Below are 22,839 nucleotides of genomic sequence, written 5' to 3' on the forward strand. Positions count from 1 at the left end.
GGAACGGTGGCGCGCTGCCCTTGACGGCCGATTGCGACGACCTTGAGGCCGGGCTTGAGACGCGGCCTCAAGCCTGCGGACGGGAGTCCACGTGGTGGGCCGCCAGGAAGAGGTTGCCCGGGTCGACGGCCCGGCGGACGGCGGACAGCCGGGCGTGCACCCCGGGCGGGAACACCTTCCGGGTGTCGGTGCGCTCGTCGAGCATCGGCAGGTAGTGGCGGCCGGTGGCCCACGGCTCGACCGCGGCCAGGAAGCGGGCGGCGTCCTCCCGCTGCCGCTCCCAGTCGTGGTCGTCCCCTCCGCCGAGACCCAGGCCCAGCGCCAGGAACCGGCCGTCGAGGGCGGACAGGGCGCCACCGGCGGGGTCCGGGCGGGCCAGCGCGCCCCCGAGCTGCCGCAGCTCGGCCGCGGCCAGCCGGGTCCCCGAACCCGGGCCGACGGCGTCGACGATCCCGGCGATGGCGGCGTCCGGCAAGTCGGAGACGAGGGTGCTGCTGGCGTACGCGGGCGTCGGCCCCTCCGGGTCCAGGTGCAGCCTGACCAGCGAGGCCGCGGGCATCCGGACCACCGTGTCGAACTCCGGCCGGAGGGCGCGCAGCGGCGCGAGCACCTCGGCGGCGTAGCCGTCCTCCCCCAGGACGGCGCCGTCGATCATGGCGATCCGCCGTCCGCGCAGCTCGGCGGGGACCAGTTCGTCGGCCGGCACGTCGAGCAGCCGGAACGCCGTCGTCGCCTCCTCCGGGGCGTCCGCGCACCAGGCCACCCAGGCCGGCAGGACCCGCTCGACCTCGGTCCAGTCCCACGTCAACGTGCCCGCGACGACGGTCTCCAGCGGGAACAACCCGAACTCCAGCGCGGTGACGACGCCCAGGGGCGCCGCCCCACCGCGGAGCGCCCAGAACAGGTCGGCGTCCCGGTCGGCGGTGGCCCGCACGGACGTGCAGTCGGCCAGCACCAGCTCGACCGCCGTCACCGCGTTGCACTGCAGCCCGAGCTTCCGGGCGTACCAGCCGATGCCGCCGCCCAGGCTGTAGCCGACCACGCCCACGTCCGGGGACGACGGATGCCGGCCGGCCAGTCCGTGCCGCCCGGCGGCGTCGGCCAGGTCGCCCCACAGCACTCCGGCACCCGCCCGGACAGTGCGGCGGACGGGGTCGATCGCCAGCTCGGTCATCGCCGAGGTGCGCAGCAGCACCGCGCCGGACAGCCGGCCCTCCAGCGGCGGGGCTCCGTGGCCGGTCCCCTGTGCGGCCACCTGCAGTCCGGCGGCCGCCGCCGCCCGCAGCACCTCGGCCACCTCGTCCGGGAAGGCCGGATAGGCCACCGCAGCCGGGTAGTCGCGCATCTGCAGGTTCCACGGTGAGCGGGCCATGTCGTAGGCCGGGTCGCCGGGGAGCTGCACCGAACCACCGCACAGTCCGCGCAGCCCCTCGGCCCGGGACGGCGCGGCCGTCGCGATCTGCTGCTGCGTCACGGGGTCCTCCCGGTTGCCAGTGTCCGAGCCTCGCCGGTCGGACTTGAGAGGAACTTGAGGCCGTCGGCGGACGCCCGCTCGAGCACCGACCGGACCGTCCCGGGGGTCAGGAACAGCTCCTGGGCGACCTCCCGGATGCCGAGGCCGGCCGCCGACAGCTCGAGGACCCGGCGTTCGGTCGCCGTCGCCGAGCGGACCGTCGGCCGGCAGACCGCGTCGGCGAAGCCGCGGGACCGCAGCGCGGCGCGCGCCCGTTCGCGGACTCCGAGCGCCCCCCGGGCGTGCGCCTCCTCCATCGCGGCCTGCAGCAGCGGCACCGCCTCGTCGTCGGCCACCTCGGGGCGGGCGCCCAGGGCACACCGCGCGCGGGCGAGATCCACGGCGGACGACGTCGTGGCCAGCAGGGCGGCCGACTCGCGCAGGTCGGCCAGCCCGTCCGGCGCGCGGAGCTCGCCGAGCAGCCGCAGCGTCGCGCCCAGGTGGCTCGGGGCTCCCCAGCGATGCAGCAGCCGAGCCTCCTCCTCTACGAGAGCGATCGCCTCGCCGGTCCGGCCCAGTCCGCGCAACGCCAGGGCCGCGCTGCTGCGCCAGGGGTTCCACACGGGGTTGGGCACCGGCACCGGCGTCGGGATCGCGTCCAGCAGGCCGAGCGCGCTCTCGTGGCGCCCCTCGGCGGTGAGCAGCCGGGCCAGCGCGTGCTGCAGGAGCCGGCCGCCGTCCCCGATCCCGGGACCGGTGCCGGCGGCGTCGGCCGTGGCGCGGGCGGCGGCGAGGTCGCCGCGGTCGAGGTGGCAGCCGATCAGGAACGCGTACGCGAAGGGGGGAGCCACCCCCGCACCGCCCCACATCCGGCTCTCGTCGAGCGCGTTCGTCAGGGACGAGTCGGCCTCGGCGAGCTCGCCGCGGCGCCAGTGCCAGAACCCCTGCCACAGGTTCGTCGAGAGGACGGCGAACAGCGACCCGCGCGCGTGGGCCTCGGCACGGGCGCGGGCCCAGAAGTCGCCCAGGTCGTCATCGGCCAGCATCCGGATGATCGCGGCGATGACCCAGAAGAGCCCGTGGTCCACGGCCCAGAGCCGGTTCCCCTCCAGCGCGAAGCGGGCCAGCCGCACCGCCCGCTCGCGGTCGCAGCCCTCGATCGTGACGTCGTAGGCCAGTGCCGCGGCCAGCATCTGTGCGCCGTGGCCCTCGCCGTCCGGCTCGGGCACGGGCCGGCGCCAGCGGACCGGGTCGAGCGCGTGCATGTATCCGCTCACCAGCTCGATCGCCAGCAGGGCCTGCCGGTGGTCGGCGAGCTCGTCGGGCAGGGCGTCCGCGGCCCGCCGGGCGAACGCGGTGGCCTGGCCCGGCGGGCTGGCGAAGACCTGCGTCCGGGCGATCGCCACCGCGAGGTCGGCACGGTCCCGCGGATCGGCCATCCCCTCGTAGGCCTGGAGCAGGTGCTCGGTGCTCGCCGCGCCGTCCACGAGCGACTCGAGCAGACCCAGCTCGCGCAGCACGTCGCACCGCGGCGCACCGGCGGGCAGCTCCGCCAGGGCACGGCGCAGGTAGGTGACCGCGCTGTCCGGCGCGCCGCGCTCGGCCGCCGTCCGGGCCGCCCGGCGCAGCGCCTCGGTCGCCTCGCCGTCGCCGCGGACCGGAGCGAGCAGGAGGTGCGCGGCCACCTGCTCGTCGCTGGCCCCGGTCGCGCGGAGCAGCCGGGCGGCACGCTCGTGCCGCAGGGCACGCTCCGCGGCGGGGAGGTCGCGGTACACGGCCTCCCGGACCAGCGGGTGGACGAACGCCAGCGGCTGTTCGTCCTTCACGATCTCCGCGCGGGCGAGTGCGGCCAGGGCCGCGGCGGTGTCGGGCTCGGACAGCTCGGCGAGCGCGGCGACCACCGGGAGCGGCGCCCCGTCGCCCAGGATCCCGGCGGCGCGGGCCACGACCGGGGCCGCTCCGCCGAGCCGGCGCAGCCGCATCAGGACCATGCTCGAGACCGCGCGGGACCCGACGGCCACGACCATGTCGGCGTGCGCGGCGTCCGGCCGGACGCCGTCGGCCTCCAGGGCACGCAGCAGCTGGCGCAGCAGGAGGGGGTTGCCCGAGGTCGTGCGATGGCAGGCGAGCGCGAACAGCGGGGAGACCGGCTCGCCGAGCCGCCGCCCGACCAGGGCGCCGACGGCGTCGGCGGAGAGGGTGGCCGGCCGGAGGACGACCGCCACCGGCTCCAGCGCCAGCTCGCCCAGCAGCTCCTCGTCCTCGTGCGGTTCACCCGTCCGCACCGTGCCGACGACGAGCACCGGCACCGCCTCCAGGCGGCGGACCAGGAAGGCCAGCGACCGCAGGGATGCGCCGTCGCACCACTGCACGTCGTCGACGGCGAGCACGAGCGGCCCGTCGGCGGTGAGGTTGACCGCCAGCCAGTAGAGCCCGTGCAGGGCGGCGAACGAGCCATCGGGAGACTCCCCGCCCATGGGGTCGAAGACGCCTCGCGCGCTGGCCGCCGCCCCCGCGAGCAACTCGTCCCGGCGCCGGGGATCGGTCAGCCGGGGCTCGAACAGCTGCCGGACGACGCCGAAACCGAACGCCTTCTCGAGCTGGCTCCCCCGCGCTGCCAGCACCCCCACCGACCGCTCCGCGGCCAGCCGCCGGATCTCGGTGAGCAACCGGGTCTTGCCGATTCCCGCGGGCCCTTCGATGAGCAGCAGCCGCGGCTCGCCGGCGACCAGGTCGTCGAGGGCGGCGCGGACCGCGGCCAGTTCGGCGTCGCGGTCGAGCAGGTCGTCCGGCGCCGGCGCGGCGGCAGGCACGGACGGTTCGGTGCGGCGGGAGCGCTGGGTGGGGACGGCGAGTTCCGGCGCCTGGGCGAGCACCTGCCGCTCGAGTTCGCGGAGCGCCGGACCCGGGTCGACGCCCAGCTCGTCGGCGAGGGTCGTGCGCGCGCGGCGGAACGCGCCCAGCGCGTCCGCCTGCCGGTGCGCCCGGTAGAGGGCGAGGGCCAGCAGCCGCCACCGCTCCTCCCGCATCGGCGCCTCGGCGACCATGACCTCGAGGTCGGGTACGAGCAGGGCCGCCTCCCCCAGCGCGAGCTGGGCGGCCACCAGCCGTTCGCGCGCGACCGCGCGCAGCTCCTCCAGGCGCGCGATCTCCGGTGTCGCCCACGGCTCGTCGGTCCACTCGGCCAGCGGCGGCCCCCGCCACAGCGCGAGCGCCCGGGACAGCAGTTCCGCGACCTCCGCCGGCTCCTGCGCGGCCCCGCTCCGGTCGAGCAGGTGCTCGAACCGCCAGACGTCGACGGCATCCGGTGGCAGCCGGACGGCGTAGCCGCGCCCTTCGCTGACGATGACGGCCGAGCGGGTGCGGGCGGCGCTGCCGGGCTGCAGGCGCCGGCGCAGGTGCGAGACGTAGGCCTGCAGCGCACCCGCGGGGTCCGCCGGGGCGTGCTCGCCCCAGACGGACTCGGTCAGTCGATCGACCGGCACGACCTCGCCCCGGGCGAGGACCAGGGCGACGAGCACGGCCCGCTGGCGGGGCCCGCCGAGGTCGAGCGGCTCCCCTCCGGTGGAGGCCGCGCACGGGCCCAGCAGGCTGATCCGCAGCTGCCCGGTGCCCTCCACAGCGCCTCCTCGCGGGAGAAGCTAGACGAGCGGGCGCGCCGTGAGGAGCGGTTGCGTCCTGAGCGCCTCGCCCGTCAGTGGACGAGCTTGAGCCCGACGACGCAGCCGATGAGCCCGACGATCAGCAGCACCTTCGCCAGCGACACCGCCTCGGTACCGGTCACCATCGCGTAGACCACGGTGAGCGAGGCGCCGATGCCCACCCAGACCGCGTAGGAGGTGCCGACGGGCAGCTCACGCATCGCGTAGGCCAGTCCGGCCATGCTGAGCACGAGCGCCACCACGAACACGACCGACGGGACCAGCCGGCTGAACCCCTCCGAGCGGCCGAGGGCCGTGGCCCAGACCGCCTCCAGCACGCCGGACACGACGAGCACCAACCACGCCACGACGGCCTCCACAGCACCGTCTTGTCGCCCACCGGGTACGGCACCCCTCGTCCGGGAGCCGGATCGCGGCTCCGGTTCAGCTTCGCACGATCGCGGGTGCGGCCGCCCGGCCCTCGCGCAGCAACAGCAGCGAGGCCAGCGCCGCGAGGCCGGCCGCGATCGCCGCCCCGGCGAAGACGGTGTGCAACTGGGTGAGCACGGCCGCCTCCACAGCGGCGTCGTAGACGGCGCAGTCGGTAGGTGTCTCGGGGCAGAGCTCGAACGGGGTGCCGATGGCATCCACCTCGGCGGTGAACCGGCGCAGCGCCACGGCGGTCAGGAGCGACAGCCCCGCGAGCATGCCCACGGTGCGGGCCACGACGGCGAGCGCGCTGGCGCTGCCGTGGACCTCGGCGCGGGTCACCGCCAGCAGGACGGCGTTGACCGGCGCGATCGCCAGGCCGAACCCGAGGCCGGCCGCGACCAGGACGACGGTCGAGGCGACGCCGTCCAGTGAGCGGGCGTCCCAGAGGGTCATGAGCACGAAGGCGACCGCGGTCAGCGCCATCCCCCCGGCGGCGACGAAGCGCGCGGGGACCGCGCGGCACAGCCAGCCGCCCGCCACCGCACCGACGGGGACGGCGACCAGCAGCCGGAGGAGCACGAGGGCGGCACCGAGCTGGTCGCCCGGCGTCGTGGTGGCGCGCGCGAAGAGCGGGATGTCGACGAGCGCCGCGACCAGCGCAGCCCCCACGAGCAGGTTGACCAGCAGGGCGCCCCACGCGCCGACCGGCCGCAGCGCCCGCAGCGGCAGCACCGGCTCGGCCGTCCGGCGCTCGTGCCACACGAAGGCCACCGTGGCCGCCAGCGCCACCGGGAGGAGCACCGGGCCGTGCGCCACGATCTGGGTCGCCGGGTCCGCGGCGGCGAACGCCCACACGAGGCTGCCCAGGGCGACGACGGCCAGCGCCGAGCCGACGACGTCGACCTCGCCGGCCAGCCGGCGCAGACCCCGCAGTGGCAGGACGGCGCCGTCCGGGGCCTTGAGGCTTCGCACCACGAGCGCCGCCCCGGCGGCCAGCGAGACCAGGACGAGGGGCGTCGTCCACTCCAGGGATTCGACGACGGGCACGTACAGCAGGCCGAGCGTCACGTCCTCCGCGAGCGCCACCGGAGCCGCCAGCTGGAGGCCGAGGGCGAGCGCGGTGACCGCCGCGAGGGCCAGCCCGAGGGCATCGGGGCGGCGCACCCCGCCGGTGACCACGGCGCCGACCGCGAGGGCCAGCCCGAGCAGCAGGTTCAGCCAGAAGATGGCCCGCCAGTCCGCGAACGCGAGCACCGCCGCTCCGGCCAGGGGGCCGAGCACCGCGCCGGCCTCCTGGACCGCGCCCACGACGCCGAGGGGCAGCGCGCGACGCTCGGGGGGCCAGCGGTCGGCGACCAGGGCGAGGGTCGCCGGCACCAGGCCACCGGCGCCGATGCCCTGCAGCCCCCGGCCGAGGACGGCGGGGCCCAGGGCGTCGGCGGTGGCGGTGAGCAGCGAGCCGAGGGCGAACAGCAGCAGGCAGCCGACCAGGACGGGCACCCGCCCGCGCAGGTCGGCCAACCGGCCCAGCAGCGGGAGCGTGGCGGTGTAGCCGAGCAGGAAGCCGCCGACGATCGGCGTGGCCCGCTGCAGCTCGTCGAGCCCGACGCCGACCCCGGCGAGGATGTCGGGCAGGGCGAGGACGACGACGTAGGTGTCGGCCGCGGTGACCAGGACGGCCAGTGTGGCGAGGACCACGAGCGGGAGTCCGGGCGCCGGGTGCCGCTGGGCGCCGGGGACCTGCTCAGCCGGTGGGCGGTGCGGTGATCTCGACATCGGCGCCGAAGTCGGTCAGGTCCACGGTGAACGTCGCGTTCTCGCCCGCGGTGTAGAAGGGCCCGGTGAGCTCGGCCCGCCGCAGCTCTCCGCTCTCGGTCGCGATGGAGAAGCGGGCCTGCACCGGCGTGCTGGGGTCCTCGCTGGTGAGGATCTGCTCCACCAGCTCCCCGGGCAGCTCTGCGGTCACCTCGCGCACCACCTCGCCGTCCACCCGGCGCTCCTCCCCCAGCTCGGCCGACTCCGCCTCGGCGAGCAGCTGCGAGATGCCGGTCTCCGGATCGAGCAGCGCACCCGGATCGCCGAAGCCGAAATCGGCGGGGTCGACGACGCTGAACCCGGTGGTGAAGGGCAGCTGCGCGTAGACGGTGCCGTCGACGGAGACCACCTCCAGGTCGAGGGTGGAGCCGAGGGCGCGCACGTCGAGCGTGCCCTCGAAGGACGACGGGCGGGCGATGTCGCCCTCGCCACCCAGCAGGAGAGTGCCCGTCTCCGGTGCCCCCTCGCTGGTCAGCACGAAGTGCGCGCTGCTCGCCTCGTCCAGGGTCGTCTTGGCGCGCGCCAGGAGGTCGCCCGCGGACTCCTCGGGCTCACCACCCCCGCAGCCGGTGAGAGCCGGGATGCCCATGACGGCCAGCGCGAGCAGCGACGTGACCGTGCGGCGCAGCTGCATGGCGACCTCCCCGTCGACCGGGCGGCCCCGGCGTACCGCGGCGGACAGTAGCGCGCCGCCGCGCCGCTCAGGCGCCGGCCGCGGTCCGCGCGTCGATGCGCGTCCGGACCTTGGGCTGGTCCTTGAGCGGCAGGTGGTGCAGGGCCGGGGCGAGCTCCGCGACCCGGGCCTTCTGCGTCGTGAAGATCCGGAACGCCCGGCCCGTCGTGACGCCGTGCCCGGGACGGTGGACGACGCGGACGCCGTCCCCCGCGCCGATCCTGCCGGTCTCCAGGACGCGGAGGTAAGCCCCGGTCGCGCCGTACGCGGTGAAGCGCTTGACCAGCTGCGGCTCGTCCCAGAACCGGGCGAAGTTCGCGCAGGGGATGCGCGGCGCGGTCACCTCGAACATCGCCGTCCCGATCCGCCACCGCTCGCCGAGCAGGGCCCCGGTCAGGTCCAGACCGCTGGTCCGGAGGTTCTCGCCGAACCGCCCCGGCGGCAGTTCACGACCGAGCTCGGCGATCCAGAAGTCGGCGTCCTCCTGGGCGTAGGCGTAGACCGCCTGCCCCTCCCCACCGTGGTACTTGCGGTTGACCTGCACGTCGCCGTCCAGGCCGAGCTCGTGGACGGCGACCCGACCCGTCACCGCCTTCTTGTCGATGCCGCTGCGGTCGGGCTTGCGACCGGGCAGCGGCAGCAGGTCCGCGCCCGAGACGCAGACCGCGTCGAGCCTCCCCCATCACGCACTCTCCGCCGCTCGCCCTCGTCGACCGCGTTCTCGAGATGCTCTGCTCCCCGGTCAGCTCGCTCACTCCTGCGCGACCCCTCCTGCCCATCCCAGCTTCGACGTGATGTCCACCGCCCCCACACGGTGAGAACGACCGTCGCGGAACGCGCGGATCGTCCCGGAACATCGGGCGAGGGACGCCGGAGCACGAGCCGCGGCCATACTGCCCGGGCACGCCGGAGGTCACGAGGTCGGACCCTGCCACTCGCGCGCCCTACCTTGCGAGTGCACGCCTCACCCTTTCCAGCCCTCTTTGTGTCACGAGGAAGGCACCCAGCGGGGATTTGTATACAGTCCTCTGTTCAGCATCGAGAGGAGGGCCACTGTGACGCCTGGAACAGCGCACCAGCCGTTGCGCTCGCTGGTCTCTGACGAACTCCGCCACATGGTCATCACCGGCGAGTTCCCGCCCGGCACGCGCCTGGTCGAGGATCGACTGGCGTCCCGGCTCGGGGTCTCGCGCAACCCTGTGCGGGAAGCCCTGCAGACGCTGGCGAGCGAAGGATTCGTCGACCTCCACCCACGGCGCGGTGCCGTCGTCGCACAGATGACCCCCGAGCAGGCGGACGAGCTGTTCGACGTACGCATGGCCCTGGAATCGCTGGGCGCCCGATTGGCGGCGCGCCGGGCCGGGCCACCCGAGATCGCCCGGTTGCGCGCCACCCTCGAGCGCGCTCGGCAGGCCACCGATGCCGGTGAACTCGGCGTGGTCGCCGACTGCAACACCGAGTTCCACCAGTTGGTCGTCGAGATCGCCGGCAACGACTACCTCCGGCTGCTCGTAGCGCCCATGGCGCAACGCGTGCAGTGGGTGTTCCGGGCGAACGCCGAGACGCGGGCCCCGCACTCGTGGAAGGAGCACGAGGAACTGCTGCATGCCATCGCCGACGGCGACGAGGAGTACGCCGAGGCGGTCGCGCGCGCCCACGTCGCCGCGGCGCGCGCGTCCTACCGCCGGGGCGCCACCTCGGGGCGGTCGCAGCCGCCTCCCTGAGCGGGGGCCGGGACGAATCTGAAGCTTCTTTCGCCAAAATCTTGCATACAGTCCACCGTGATGTGAGTCTCAGCGCCGAGCTTCATTCACCCCGAGGAGGGCCCGTGCTCGGTCACCGCCGTTTCACCCACCTGTCGGTCGCTGTCGCGGCCGCAACCCTGGTCAGCGCCTGCGGTAGCGGATCGACCGACACCGGTGACGACGCCTCCGCGGACAACCGGGAGGCCCAGGCGGGGGGCACCCTCGTCCTCGCGCTCGCAGAGGACCCGGACGCACTCGATCCCACCCTCGCCCGGACGCTGGTCGGGCGCGAGGTCTTCGTCAACATGTGCGAGAAGCTCTACGACGTCAACGAGGAGCTGGAGCTCATCCCGCAGCTGGCCGAGGAGCTCCCGGAGGTCTCGGAGGACGGCACGGTCGTCACGATCAAGGTGCGCCAGGGCATCACCTTCAACGACGGGACGCCGTTCGACGCAGCGGCGGTGAAGACCTCGCTCGACCGGCATCGCACGCTCGAGGGCTCGGCGCGCACCGGCGACCTGGCCCAGGTCGAGTCGGTCGAGGTCCTCGATCCCACCACCGTCCAGCTCACCCTGTCCTCAGCGTTCGCCCCGCTTACCGCCCAGCTCGCCGACCGGGCAGGGATGATCATGTCGCCGGCCCAGCTGGAGACGCTCGGGGACGCGTTCGGCAGCGACCCCGTCTGCGTCGGGCCGTTCGAGTTCGAGAGCCGGACGCCGGGCAACGAGATCGTGCTGACGAAGGCGACCGACTACTACGACGCCGACAACGTGAAGCTCGACGGCGTCACCTACCGGGTCATCACCGACGGCAACGTCCGACTGGCCAACGTCAACTCCGGCGACGTGCACGTCGCCGAGCGCATCGCCGCCACCGACGTCGCCAAGGTGGAGGGCGACACCTCGGTCAAGCTCATCGGCCAGGAGTCGCTGGGCTACCAGGGCATCAGCATCAACATCGGCAACGTCAACGGGATCGGCCAGCCGGTCGGCCCGGTCGACACTCCACTCGGCAGTTCACCGGAACTGCGTGAGGCCTTCGAGCTGTCGCTGGACCGCGACGTCATCAACGAGGTCGTCTTCGCCGGCAAGTACACCCCCGGGTGCACTCCCCTGCCGCCGGCCAGCCCCTACCACGACGAGTCGTTCGAGTGCAGCCAGCGGGACGTCGAGCGGGCCAAGGAACTCATCGCCGACGCGGGCGTCTCCACGCCCGTCCCGGTCACCCTCGTCGTCAACACCAGCCCTGAGAACCTCCGCCTGGGACAGGTGATCCAGTCACAGGCCAAGGAGGCCGGTTTCGACGTGACGGTGGCCCCCACCGAGTTCGCCTCCGCGCTGGACGCCAGCGACGCCGGGAACTTCGACACGTTCCAGGTCGGCTGGTCGGGCCGGGTGGACCCGGACGGCAACATCTACAACTTCCTCCACACCGGCGCACCGCTGAACATCACCGGTGAATCCAACCCGGAGCTCGACCAGCGCCTCGAGCAGGCCCGGTTGACCAGCGACCAGGAGGAGCGCAAGCAGCTCTACGCCGAGGCGCTGCAGATCGCGGCGGAGGACCGGCCGATCCTGTACCTCTACCACCCGGTCAACTACCTCGTGACCGGACCCGACGTCGTCGGCCTGGAGTACTACGCCGACGGCCTACCGCGCCTCGCGACCGCCGGCTTCGCCCAGTAACCGCCGCGGACGACAGGACAGCAGGATGGGCTCATACCTGCTGCGCCGGCTCGGCACGTCTGCGCTCGTGCTGCTGCTCGCCAGCATCGTCGTCTTCGTCGGGGTGCGCGCGCTGCCGGGGGATGCCGCCCTGGCCCTCGCAGGAGAGGAGCGCGATCCCGCCGCACTGGAGGAGATCAGGGAGAAGTACGGACTCAACGACCCGGTCCCCGTGCAGTACCTGCGCTACATCGGGAACTCCCTCCAGGGCGACCTCGGCTCCTCCACCCGGACCGGGGCCGACGTCAGCGAGGTGATCCTCGACCGCCTGCCGGTCACGCTGGAGCTCGCGCTCCTGTCCCTGCTCGTCGCCCTGCTCATCGGGATCCCGGCGGGGATCCTCGCCGCGCTGCGACGCGGCTCGTGGATCGACAACGTGAGCAACGGCTTCGGGTTGCTCGGGCTGTCCATACCGAACTTCTGGCTCGGTCTGGTGCTGATCCTGGTCGTGTCCGTACAGCTCGACCTGCTCCCGGCCTCGGGCTACGTACCCTTCCTGGAGGACCCGATCGAGAACCTGAAACGCATGATCCTGCCGGCGATCGTCCTCGGGACCGGGCTGTCAGCAGTGCTGATGCGCCAGATGCGCTCGGCCATGCTCGAGACCATCTCCGCCGACTACGTCCGCACCGCCCGGTCGAAGGGACTGTCCGAGCGTCAGGTGGTGCTCGTGCACGCCCTGCGCAACAGCCTGATCACGGTGGTCACGGTGCTCGGACTGCAACTGGGCGCCCTCATCTCCGGCGCCGTGATCACCGAGCAGATCTTCGTGATCCCCGGCTTCGGCAAACTCATCGTCGACGGGGTGTTCACCCGGGACTACCCGGTGATCCAGGGAGTGGCTCTGGTGACGGTGTTCGGTTACGTCGTCGTCAACCTGCTCGTGGACCTGTCCTACTCGTTCCTGAACCCACGCATCCGCGTGGGAGGGGGTGCGTCGTGACCGTGAGCTCGGCACCCATGGCTCAGCCCTCTGCCGCCCTGCCCAACCCCCCTCCCCGCCAGCGGCGTGGGCGGCGGCTGCTCAAGCGCTTCCTCCGGATGCGGCTGCCGGTCTTCGGACTCGTCGTCCTCGCGCTGATCGGGGGGCTGGCAATCTTCGCCCCCCTGTTCGGCGACGCCGAGACGAACGACTTCGGCGCGCTGCTCCAGCCGCCGTCCGCGGACCACCTGCTGGGAACCGACGACCTCGGCCGGGACACCCTGGCCCGGATCGCGTACGGCGCGCGCGTGTCCATGCAGGCCGGCGTCCTTGCGACGCTCCTCGCGATGGCCATCGGGGTGCCACTCGGGCTCATCGCGGGCTACTACCGCGGCTGGGCCGACCTGGTCATCAGCCGCCTGACCGACCTGCTGCTCGCCTTCCCCTTCCTCATCCTGGCGGTCGGACTGGCCGCGATCCTCGGCCCGTCGCTGCGCAACGTCGTGATCGCGCTGGGCATCAGCGCCCTTCCCAGCTTCATCCGGGTCACCCGAGGAGAAGTGCTCGGCCTGCGCGAGCAGGACTACGTCGCCGGAGCGGTGGCAGACGGCGCCGGGGACATGCGAATACTGCGGAGGTACATCCTGCCCAACGCCTTCAGCCCGCTGCTGGTGCAGGCCACCGTCACCGTGCCCCAGGCGATCATCGGTGAGTCCGTGCTGTCCTTCCTCGGCCTGGGCGTCCAGCCGCCGACGCCGTCGTGGGGGACGATGCTGTCGGCCGCGCAGAGCTTCCTGGCACAGGCCCCCTTGCTGGCCGTGTTCCCCGGCGTCGCCATCGCTCTGGCGGCCCTGTCGTTCAACCTCGTGGGAGACGGCCTTCGCGACGTCCTCGACCCGAAGGCCGTCCGATGACGACCAGCCCCGTCGACGGTTCTCTCGCGGTTCACCCGGAGACCGGTCCCCTGCTGGCCGTCGAGGATCTGCGGATCCGTTTCCAGACCGAGGACGGACCGGTCCACGCGGTCAACGGCGTCTCCTTCGAGCTCGCCCGCGGGGAGATCCTGGCCCTGGTCGGGGAGTCGGGATGTGGCAAGTCGGTCACCGCCATGTCCATCCCCGGCCTGCTGCCGGCCACCGCGACGGTGACCGGCAGCATCCGGCTCGAGGGCACCGACCTGCTGTCCCTGAGCCCGAAGCAGCTGCGCGAGGTGCGGGGCAAGGACGTGAGCTTCGTGTTCCAGGAGCCCATGACCAGCCTCAACCCGGCCTTCACCGTGGGCCGGCAGATCCGCGAGGTCCTGCAGCGGCACGAAGGCCTGTCCAAGCGTGCGGCGCACCAACGTGCCATCGAGCTGCTCGAGCTCGTGCGGATCCCCGCTCCGCGCCAACGCGTCGACGAGTACCCGCACCAGCTCTCGGGCGGGATGCGACAGCGCGTCATGATCGCGATCGGTGTCGCCTGCGGGCCGAAGATCCTGGTCGCGGACGAGCCGACGACTGCTCTGGACGTGACGATCCAGGCCGGGGTGCTGGACATCCTGCGCCGCCTGCGCAGCGAGCTCGGGACGTCGATCATCCTCATCACGCACGACCTCGGCGTCGTCGCGGACCTGGCGGACCGCGTCGTCGTGATGTACGCCGGGCGGCCGGTGGAGCAGGCAGAGGTGCACGAGCTGTTCGCCCATCCGCAGCACCCGTACACCAACGGGTTGCTCAGTGCCATCCCGCACCGCGAGAAGGGTCCGGAGGAGGTCGCCGTCCGGCGGCTCGTCGAGATCCCCGGTCTCGTCCCGTCGCTGCGGTCGGACCCGGACGAGTGCGTCTTCGCCCCCCGCTGTCCCCGGCGGACCGAGATCTGCGTGGAGCACCGGCCGCCACTGGAACCGACCCGGCCCTTCCACCCGACCGCGTGCTATCACCCCGGGGAGCAGGCATGACCACGTCGCCGCATCAGGGTCCGGTGCTCGAGGTCACCGACCTGGTCAAGCACTTCGCCACCGGCTCCGGGTTCCGGGGCGGCTCGGGTGTCGTGCGCGCCGTCGACGGCGTCTCCTTCACCATCGGCCCAGGGGAGATCCTCGGGCTCGTCGGCGAGTCGGGCAGCGGCAAGTCGACCGTCGGCCGGTGCGTCACGCGGTTGATCGAACCGACCTCCGGCAGCATCAAACTGCTCGGCACGGAGATCTCCCAGCTGTCCCGGCGGCGGATGCGGCCGCTGCGGCGGCAGGTCCACATCGTCTTCCAGGACCCTTACTCCTCGCTCAACCCGCGACTCACGATCGGTCAGATCATCGGCGAGCCGATGCTGCTGCACCGGGTGGCGTCCGGATCCGCGCTCGACCGACGCGTGCGCGAGATGCTCGAGAAGTGCGGTCTGCGCGCGGACATGATCGACCGCTACCCGCACGAACTCTCCGGCGGTCAACGCCAGCGGGTCGGCCTGGCGCGGGCACTCGCGCTGGAGCCCGCCCTGGTCATCGCGGACGAGCCGGTGTCCGCGCTGGACGTCAGCGTGCAGGCGTCGATCCTCAACCTCATCACCGACCTGCAGCGCGACCTCGGGTTCTCCTGCCTGTTCATCACCCACGACCTGTCGGTGGTGGAGTACATCAGCGACGCGATCGCCGTCATGTACCTCGGCAAGATCGTGGAGAAGACGTCGCGGCAGCAACTGTTCGAGGACCCGCAGATGCCGTACACGCAGTCGCTGCTCACCGCGGCACCGGTTCCCGACCCGGCGGCGCAGCGCTCGCGTACACGGATCGTCCTCGGCGGGGACATTCCCAGTCCGCTCGATCCGCCGCCCGGGTGCCCCTTCCACACGCGCTGCCCGGTCGCGGTCGAGCGGTGCAGGGTGGAGGTACCGCCACTGGCCGGTGTCACCTCGGCCGACCATCTCGTGGCCTGCCACCTCGTCGACCGCGAGACCGGGGCACCGGACGTCAGCGCCGCGGCCGCCGCACAGGGGGCGGTCGAGGGTGCGACGGTGCGCCCGAGCGGCTGAGCCCCGCAGACGACCGCCGCGGGACCGCGGCGACCGAGCAAGCACGACCCCAACCAGGCGGCCTCGACCGCCGCACTCCGACGGGCGAGGGAGTCCCTACGTGTTCACGACGCGACCGGAGCTTGTGGGCACCACAGGCATGGTCACCTCGACGCACTGGCTGGCCAGCGCGACCGGGATGGCAGTCCTCGAGCGTGGCGGCAACGCCGTCGATGCCGCGGTCGCCGCCGGCTTCGTGCTCCAGATCGTCGAGCCGCACCTGAACGGGCCAGGCGGCGACGTCCCCATCCTCGTCGCCGACCCGACGGGCCGGGTCGAGGCCTACTGCGGGCAGGGACCGACCCCGGCTGCGGCGAGCATCGAGCACTACCGCGACCTGGGCCTGGACCTGGTGCCGGGCACCGGTCTGCTCGCCGCCGTCGTACCCGGCGCGTTCGGAGCCTGGACCCTGCTGCTCGAGCAGCGCGGGACCTGGACGCTGCGGGACGTCCTCGAACCGGCGATCAGCTATGCCGCGGACGGTTTTCCGCTGTTGCCGAACACGGTCGCGACGATCCGCACCGTCGAGCAGCTGTTCCGCGACGAGTGGCTGACCTCGGCGCAGACCTACCTCACCTCCGGCGGTCCGCCGGCCGCGGGATCCCGATTCCGCAATCCGGTGCTGGCCGACACCTACCGGCGGATCGTCACGGAGGCCGAAGCCGCCTCGGCCGGACGCGAGGAGCAGATCCGGGCGGCACGCGACGCCTTCTACCGGGGCTTCGTCGCCGAAGCCGTCGACGAGTGGTGCCGGACGCAGCAGGTCATGGACACGTCAGGACGCCGCCACGGCGGGCTGCTCGACGGCGAGGACCTCGCCCGGTGGCAACCGACGGTCGAGGAGCCGGCATCGCAGGACTACGCCGGCCTGACGGTGCACAAGACCGGCCCCTGGGGACAGGGGCCGGTGATGCTCCAGCAGCTCGCGCTGCTGTCCGGGTTCGACCTGCCGGCGATGGGTCACCTGTCGGTCGACTGGATCCACACGGTCGTCGAGTGCGCGAAGCTCTCCTTCGCCGACCGGGAGGCCTGGTACGGCGATCCGGCGCACGTCGACGTCCCGCTCGAGGCCCTGCTGTCGCCGGCGTACGCCGAACAGCGGCGGGCATTGGTGGCCGACACGGCGTCGTACGAGCTGAGGCCCGGGAGCCCGGGCGGACGCACGCCCCGGCTGCCGGCCAGGGACGCCGGCGAGGGACTGCGCCCGGCCATCACCGCCGACGGCGCGGGTGAGCCGACGGTGCTGTCCGACGGGACCACCAGGGGCGACACCTGCCATGTCGACGTGGTCGACCGCGACGGGATGATGGTCTCCGCCACGCCCAGTGGCGGCTGGCTGCAGAGTTCGCCCGTCATCCCGGATCTGGGCTTCTGCCTCGGCTCGAGGGCCCAGATGATGTGGCTCGAGCCAGGCTTGCCGTCGTCGCTGGCCGGCGGCAAGCGCCCGCGGACGACGTTGTCCCCGTCGCTCGCCACCCGCGACGGGATCCCCTACCTCGCGTTCGGGACGCCCGGTGGCGACCAGCAGGACCAGTGGTCGCTGGCCTTCCTGCTCGCGCACCTGCACGCCGGGCTCGACCTGCAGGCGACGATCGACGCGCCGATGTTCCACAGCGAGCACTTCCCGAGCTCCTTCTACCCGCGTCAGGCCTCGCCGGGCCGGCTGGTCGTCGAGGGACGGCTCACCCCGGACGTCATCGCCGGCCTCCGGGCACGCGGGCACGACGTGCAGGTCACCGGCGACTGGTCACAGGGACGGCTCTCCGCCGTGTCACGGGATCCGCAGACCGGATTCCTCAAGGCCGCGGCCAATCCGCGGGGAATGCAGGGCTACGCGGTGGGCCGGTGACGCCCGAGACCGTCGCGCTGTTGGCGGCCGCCGGGCTGCTGGCGGGCGGGGTCAACGCGATCGCCGGAGGGGGGTCGCTGATCTCGTTCCCGGCGCTGCTCGCGGCGGGCTACCCGGCCGTCACCGCGAACGTGACCAACACGGTGGCGCTGTTCCCGGGATACGCCGGCAGCGTCGTCGGCGGCCGGCCCGAGCTGGGCGGGCAGCGCGCGCGGATCCGTGCGATCGGGGTGACGAGCATCGTCGGGGCCATCGGCGGCGCCGTCCTGCTGCTCGTCAGCCCGGGCGACGTGTTCAGCGCGATCGTGCCCTTTCTGATCCTGCTGGCGTGTGCGCTCCTCGTGCTGCAGCCCTGGCTGGCGCGCCTCGTCCAGCGAAGCAGCGGATCGAGGAAAGGTGACCGCTCCCCCACTCTGCAGATCGGGATCCTGCTCGCCTCCGTCTACGGCGCCTACTTCGGGGCCGGGCTCGGCGTGCTGCTGCTCGGCGTGCTCGGCATCTTCCTCCCCGAGCGACTCGCCCGTACCAATGCGCTGAAGAATCTGCTGTCCCTGGTCATCAACACCGTGGCGCTGATCGCGTTCGGGATATTCGGGCCGGTGGCGTGGGAGGCCGTTCTCGTCGTGGCCGTGACGTCGCTCGTCGGCGGCTACCTCGGCGCCCGGCTCGCCCGGCGCATCCCGTCGATGCTCCTGCGCATCATCGTCGTCGTCTACGGCGTCGTCGTCGCGGTCCTGCTGTTCCTGGAGGGATGAGCCGGCCGCGGTGGCACGTGCGGTGCCCACTGCCCCCGCGGTGCGGGGGCCCCGCCCGGGGATGCCGTCACATACCGGCGACGGGAACCCCGACCTAGATGACCTATTCCAAGGGGTTGCCGTTCTCGATCACGTTCCTGCGGGAACGTCGTCAAGCTGAGAGCCTTGACCGCGTTCCCGCGGGAACGTCGGCGGTATCGGTCGGCGAGCCTTGAGCAGGTGAGAGGCGAGGGTGCCCACGCTCGGCGTTGGAACCCAACGTCGAACCTCGGAGGTCCTCGTGGACGCCGATCTGGACACCCTCGCAACCGCACTCTATGTCCGCGCCGATGACCTGTTGAAGGCCTTTCCGGAGCGGGCTCCGGCCCGGCCGAGGGTCGGAATCGCCCCGAAGATCACCGACGCGGAGCTGGTCACGCTGGCCGTCATGCAGGCGTTGGCCGGCCGTCCGAGTGAGGCCCGCTGGCTGCGCTACGCCCACGCGGAGCTGCGGCATCTGTTCCCGTATCTGCCCCTGCAGCCGGCCTACAACAAGCGGCTGCGACGCCTGGCCGACACGATCGCCTGGCTGATCACCGCGCTCGCCCGCGACACCAGCCTGTTCACCGATGACGTGGGTCGTTGACTCCACGCCAGTCGAGTGCGCCCGCTCCCGGGAGACCGTCCGCCGCTCGGATCTGGCCGGCTGGGCGGAGTACGGCTACTGCGCCAGCCACTCCCGGTTGTTCTGGGGCCTGCGGCTGCACCTGCTGTGCACGCTGCACGGGCTGCCGGTCGGCTTCGCCCTCACCGGCGCCAAGGCCGACGAGCGCGCGGTGCTCCTCGACATCCTCGACGCCGACCCCGCCCTGACCGCTGACCGCCGCGAGCAGGTCGTGATTGCGGACAAGAACTACTACGGCCGCGAGTTCGAAGGCACCCTCGCCGACGCGGGGTTGAACCTGCTGCGCCCGGCACGCAAGGGTGAAGCCGAACGCCCGGGGACGCGCTTCTTCAGGCCATTACGCCAGGTCATCGAGTCGATCAACGACACCCTTAAAGGCCAACTCGACCTCGAACAACACGGCGGACACACCCCCGGAGGAGTCTGGGTCCGAGTCCTGCAACGCGTCCTGGCCCTGACCGCCGCAATCTGGCACAACGACCGCATCGGCGCCCCCGTCGCCCGCTGCCTCACCGTCTACGACCACTAAACCCTTGGAATAGGTCATCTAGCGGGCCCGCGTCACTTCTTGGAGGCGGTGGACTCGTTGGTGGACAGCGCGGCGACGAACGCCTCCTGGGGGACCTCGACGCGGCCGACCATCTTCATCCGCTTCTTGCCCTCCTTCTGCTTCTCCAGCAGCTTCCGCTTGCGGGTGATGTCACCGCCGTAGCACTTGGCGAGGACGTCCTTGCGGATGGCGCGGACCGTCTCGCGGGCGATGACCCGGGAGCCGACGGCGGCCTGGATGGGCACCTCGAACTGCTGGCGCGGGATGAGCTCGCGGAGCTTGCCGGCCATCATCACGCCGTAGCTGTAGGCCTTGTCCTTGTGCACGATCGCGCTGAACGCGTCGACCGCCTCCCCTTGCAGCAGGATGTCGACCTTCACCAGCGAGGACTCCTGCTCGCCGGCCTCGGAGTAGTCCAGCGAGGCGTAGCCGCGGGTGCGCGACTTCAGGGCGTCGAAGAAGTCGAAGATGATCTCGCCGAGCGGCAGCGTGTAGCGCAGCTCGACGCGGGACTCCGACAGGTAGTCCATCCCGCCGAGCTGGCCGCGTCGGCCCTGGCACAGCTCCATGATCGCGCCGGTGTAGTCGCTGGGCGCGATGATCGTGGCGTTGACGATCGGCTCGTGGATCGAGGAGATCTTGCCGGCGGGCCAGTCACTCGGGTTGGTCACCGTGATCTCGGTGCCGTCCTCCATGACCACCCGGTAGACGACGTTCGGCGCGGTCGAGATGAGGCTGATGCCGGCCTCGCGCTCCAGCCGCTCGCGGACGATCTCCAGGTGCAGCAGGCCCAGGAAGCCGACGCGGAAGCCGAAGCCGAGCGCCGCCGAGGTCTCGGGCTCGTAGGTCAGCGCGGCGTCGTTGAGCAGCAGTTTGTCCAGCGCCTCGCGCAGCAGCGGGTACTCGCTGCCGTCGATCGGGTAGAGGCCGGAGTAGACCATCGGCTTGGGGTCGCGGTAGCCGCCGATCGACTTCGCCGCAGGCTTGTGCTGCAGGGTGACGGTGTCGCCGACCCGGGACTGGCGGACGTCCTTCACGCCGGTGATGAAGTAGCCGACCTCGCCGACGCCGAGGCTCTCGACCGGCTTCGGCTCCGGGGAGATGACGCCGATCTCCAGCAGCTCGTGGGTGGCGCCGGTCGACATCATCTTGATCTTGTCGCGGGCGGAGATGCGGCCGTCGACGACGCGGACGTAGGTGATGACGCCGCGGTAGATGTCGTAGACCGAGTCGAAGATCATCGCCCGGGCCGGGTCCAGCGCCTCGCCGGTGGGTGCGGGGATCTCCTCGACGATCCGGTCGAGGAGTTCGGGCACGCCGACACCCGTCTTGCCGCTGACCCGCAGCACGTCCTCGGGCTCGCACCCGATGATGTGCGCGATCTCCTCGGCGTACCGCTCGGGCTGGGCGGCCGGCAGGTCGATCTTGTTGAGCACCGGGATGATCGTGAGGTCGTTCTCCAGCGCCAGGTACAGGTTGGCCAGCGTCTGGGCCTCGATGCCCTGGGCGGCGTCGACCAGCAGGACCGCGCCCTCGCAGGCGGCCAGCGACCGCGACACCTCGTAGGTGAAGTCGACGTGCCCCGGGGTGTCGATCATGTCGAGGACGTACTCGGTGCCGGTGTGGGCGCCCGAGCGCGGGGTCCAGGGCAGCCGCACGTTCTGCGCCTTGATGGTGATGCCGCGCTCGCGCTCGATGTCCATGCGGTCGAGGTACTGGGCGCGCATGTGCCGACCCTCGACGAGTCCGGTGACCTCGAGCATCCGGTCGGCCAGCGTCGACTTGCCGTGGTCGATGTGGGCGATGATGCAGAAGTTCCGGATGAGGGCCGGATCGGTGGTGGCAGGAGTCGTCACAGTGCCGCCATCGTCCCACGACCGCGGGCCGGTCCGGGCGAGTGCCGGGAATCCGGTGCGCCCCCGGGCTGGGAAGGCACCGGATCGAGGTGTGCCGAGCGTCGCCGGACCGCGGGGTGGGGTCCGGGGATCGGCGCTGGTAATCTTGCAGGCCGGTCCTGTGGCGCATGCCGTCCGGACGCACGAACGACTGTCAGAAGTACTCCCTCCTGTCGAGACACCGAGGCTCACGCGTGGCGAACATCAAGTCCCAGCTCAAGCGGATCAAGACCAACGAGAAGGCGCGTCAGCGCAACGTCGCGGTCAAGTCCGCCCTGAAGACCGCCGTCCGGCGTGTCCGCACCGCTGCCGAGTCCGGCGACGCCGCCGCCGCCGCGACCGCCTATCAGGTCGCCGCCAAGCAGCTGGACAAGGCCGCGAGCAAGGGCGTCATCCACAAGAACCAGGCGGCCAACCGCAAGTCGGGTCTGGCCAAGCAGGTCGCCGGCCTCTGAGCCGGTGATCCGCGCTCCGGCGCGGACCGGACGAGCCCCCTTCCCTCGCGGGACGGGGGCTCCTCGCGTTCCGGGGCCGGTGGCCCGGTGCGGACCGCCGCGGTCAGCGCCCGGTGTACGCGGCCCGGCCGCCGCGGCCGGTCTCGGCCCTGATGGTGACGATGCGGCGGACGGCGCGCTCGAGCGCGTAGTCGGCGCTCGCAGCGGCACCCTTGACGTCGGCGTTGAGCTCGGCGGCGACACCGATCGCCTGCTGGAGCCCGTCGATGCTCCACCCCCGCGACTGGACCTGCGCCTTCTTGACCTTCCAGGGCGGCATCTTCAGCGTGCGGGCCAGCTCGCCGGGGTTCGTCGAGCTGAGCGAGGCGACGCGGGCGGCGGTGCGCACGCCGTCGGCGATGGCGTCGGCGATGAGGACGTGGGGAACCCCGCGCTCCAGCGCCCAGCGCAGCATCTCGATCGAGCCGGCCCGGTCGCCCACCAGCACCCGCTCGGCCACGGTGAAGCCGGTGACCTCCGCCTGGCCGCGGTGGAACCGTGCGACGGCGTCCCCGTCGATGGTGCCTCCGAAGTCCGACACCAGCTGGCTCGCCGCCGCCGAGAGCTGCCGCAGGTCGTTGCCGATCGCGTCGACGAGCGCGGTCACGGCGTCCGCGGTGATCCGCCCACCGAACTGCCGGACCTCGTTGCGGGCGAACGCCGCCAGATCGCCGGGCGACTTCAGCTTGGGGCACACGTCGAGCGCCGCTCCGGCCGTCGTGAAGGCCTTGACCAGGGCCTCGTTCCGCTTGCCGCCGAAGTGGACGATCACGAGCGTCAGGTCGGGGTCGGGGTCCTTCGCGTAGCCGACGAGTGCGTCCGACAGCGCGCCGGCGGCTTCCTGCACCCCGAGCACCACGACGAGCCGGTGCTCGCCGAACAGCGAGGGGGCCAGGACGTCGGCCAGCTGACCGATCGGCAGCCCGGCGGCGGGCAGCTCGTGGATCTCGGCGTCGGGGTGGCGGCCGAGCACGGCGGTGCGGACGGCACCGACCGCCCGCGCCCGCAGCAGCTCCTCCTCGCCCATCACGACGCGCAGCCGGGAGGTGGGTTCCACAGGTTGAGCCGGCACGTCCGCATCGTGTCACGGAGGACCGACGCTCCCACTCGGACGCGGGAGTGCGCCCGTCCCCGCGCGACCGGACAGCCAGGTCGGTCAGGTCGCCGGCGGCCGACGTCCCC

Annotated in this window: 17 protein-coding genes, 1 pseudogene and 1 riboswitch; of the genes and pseudogenes, 10 read left to right on the forward strand and 8 right to left on the reverse strand. The window is 72.6% G+C overall.

The window, feature by feature from the left end; genetic code table 11:
- Window positions 1-67: 67 nt before the first annotated feature.
- From FHU33_RS16520 to FHU33_RS16545, 6 genes are all read right to left on the reverse strand, one after another.
- Window positions 68-1,474, reverse strand: coding sequence for an FAD-binding oxidoreductase (locus FHU33_RS16520; RefSeq protein WP_142026311.1), 1,407 nt, complete (start codon window positions 1,472-1,474; stop codon window positions 68-70).
- Window positions 1,471-5,073: an ATP-binding protein gene (locus FHU33_RS16525; protein ID WP_142026312.1), complete on the reverse strand. Its 3,603-nt coding sequence runs from the start codon at window positions 5,071-5,073 to the stop codon at window positions 1,471-1,473. Before FHU33_RS16525 ends, FHU33_RS16520 begins: the two co-directional genes overlap by 4 nt.
- Before the next feature lie 74 nt (window positions 5,074-5,147).
- Window positions 5,148-5,462, reverse strand: coding sequence for a DMT family transporter (locus FHU33_RS16530; protein WP_142026313.1), 315 nt, complete (start codon window positions 5,460-5,462; stop codon window positions 5,148-5,150).
- A 10-nt stretch (window positions 5,463-5,472) separates the two neighbouring features.
- Window positions 5,473-5,538, reverse strand: a riboswitch (guanidine-III (ykkC-III) riboswitch).
- Window positions 5,539-7,224 (reverse strand): MFS transporter, encoded by a 1,686-nt coding sequence (locus FHU33_RS16535; RefSeq protein ID WP_246063728.1) that lies wholly within the window; start codon window positions 7,222-7,224, stop codon window positions 5,539-5,541.
- Between the two features lie 46 nt (window positions 7,225-7,270).
- Window positions 7,271-7,975: an LppX_LprAFG lipoprotein gene (locus FHU33_RS16540; protein ID WP_142026315.1), complete on the reverse strand. Its 705-nt coding sequence runs from the start codon at window positions 7,973-7,975 to the stop codon at window positions 7,271-7,273.
- Window positions 7,976-8,042: 67 nt separating this feature from the next.
- Window positions 8,043-8,603 (reverse strand): MOSC domain-containing protein, encoded by a 561-nt coding sequence (locus FHU33_RS16545; RefSeq protein ID WP_246063730.1) that lies wholly within the window; start codon window positions 8,601-8,603, stop codon window positions 8,043-8,045.
- 466 nt (window positions 8,604-9,069) lie between these two features.
- Here FHU33_RS16545 and FHU33_RS16550 point away from each other — a divergent pair, with 466 nt between their 5' ends.
- The 9 genes and pseudogenes from FHU33_RS16550 to FHU33_RS16590 all read left to right on the forward strand — a co-directional run bounded on the left by FHU33_RS16550 (window position 9,070) and on the right by FHU33_RS16590 (window position 19,247).
- A complete protein-coding gene (locus tag FHU33_RS16550; RefSeq protein ID WP_142026317.1) occupies window positions 9,070-9,738 on the forward strand; it encodes a GntR family transcriptional regulator in 669 nt (222 codons plus the stop codon).
- Window positions 9,739-9,842: 104 nt separating this feature from the next.
- A complete protein-coding gene (locus FHU33_RS16555) occupies window positions 9,843-11,444 on the forward strand; it encodes an ABC transporter substrate-binding protein (protein WP_142026318.1) in 1,602 nt (533 codons plus the stop codon).
- Window positions 11,445-11,469: 25 nt separating this feature from the next.
- Window positions 11,470-12,426 carry an ABC transporter permease gene (locus FHU33_RS16560; protein WP_142026319.1) on the forward strand — a complete coding sequence of 319 codons (957 nt, stop codon included), beginning with the start codon at window positions 11,470-11,472 and terminating at the stop codon, window positions 12,424-12,426.
- A 17-nt stretch (window positions 12,427-12,443) separates the two neighbouring features.
- Window positions 12,444-13,319, forward strand: a complete 876-nt coding sequence (locus FHU33_RS16565) for an ABC transporter permease (RefSeq protein WP_142026320.1) — start codon at window positions 12,444-12,446, stop codon at window positions 13,317-13,319.
- Window positions 13,316-14,344, forward strand: coding sequence for an ABC transporter ATP-binding protein (locus FHU33_RS16570; RefSeq protein ID WP_142026321.1), 1,029 nt, complete (start codon window positions 13,316-13,318; stop codon window positions 14,342-14,344). The genes FHU33_RS16565 and FHU33_RS16570 overlap by 4 nt, the downstream gene beginning before the upstream one ends.
- On the forward strand, window positions 14,341-15,411 hold the full coding sequence (locus FHU33_RS16575; RefSeq protein ID WP_142026322.1) for an ABC transporter ATP-binding protein: 1,071 nt from the start codon (window positions 14,341-14,343) through the stop codon (window positions 15,409-15,411). The genes FHU33_RS16570 and FHU33_RS16575 overlap by 4 nt, the downstream gene beginning before the upstream one ends.
- Window positions 15,412-15,511: 100 nt before the next feature.
- Window positions 15,512-17,299, forward strand: a complete 1,788-nt coding sequence (locus FHU33_RS16580; RefSeq protein WP_211355160.1) for a gamma-glutamyltransferase family protein — start codon at window positions 15,512-15,514, stop codon at window positions 17,297-17,299.
- A complete protein-coding gene (locus FHU33_RS16585; protein WP_142026323.1) occupies window positions 17,296-18,054 on the forward strand; it encodes a sulfite exporter TauE/SafE family protein in 759 nt (252 codons plus the stop codon). Before FHU33_RS16580 ends, FHU33_RS16585 begins: the two co-directional genes overlap by 4 nt.
- A 280-nt stretch (window positions 18,055-18,334) precedes the next feature.
- A pseudogene (locus FHU33_RS16590) lies at window positions 18,335-19,247 on the forward strand (IS982 family transposase).
- A gap of 32 nt (window positions 19,248-19,279) precedes the next feature.
- Here FHU33_RS16590 and lepA read toward each other — a convergent pair.
- On the reverse strand, window positions 19,280-21,124 hold the full coding sequence (gene lepA, locus FHU33_RS16595; RefSeq protein ID WP_142026324.1) for a translation elongation factor 4: 1,845 nt from the start codon (window positions 21,122-21,124) through the stop codon (window positions 19,280-19,282).
- A gap of 233 nt (window positions 21,125-21,357) precedes the next feature.
- Here lepA and rpsT point away from each other — a divergent pair, with 233 nt between their 5' ends.
- Window positions 21,358-21,618 carry a 30S ribosomal protein S20 gene (gene rpsT / locus FHU33_RS16600; protein ID WP_142026325.1) on the forward strand — a complete coding sequence of 87 codons (261 nt, stop codon included), beginning with the start codon at window positions 21,358-21,360 and terminating at the stop codon, window positions 21,616-21,618.
- Between the two features lie 103 nt (window positions 21,619-21,721).
- On the opposite strand, the gene holA is transcribed toward rpsT, so the two are convergent.
- Window positions 21,722-22,729, reverse strand: a complete 1,008-nt coding sequence (holA, locus tag FHU33_RS25925) for a DNA polymerase III subunit delta (RefSeq protein ID WP_246063732.1) — start codon at window positions 22,727-22,729, stop codon at window positions 21,722-21,724.
- Window positions 22,730-22,839 lie beyond the last annotated feature (110 nt).

It is taken from the genome of Blastococcus colisei (assembly GCF_006717095.1).
Classification (GTDB): domain Bacteria; phylum Actinomycetota; class Actinomycetes; order Mycobacteriales; family Geodermatophilaceae; genus Blastococcus_B; species Blastococcus_B colisei.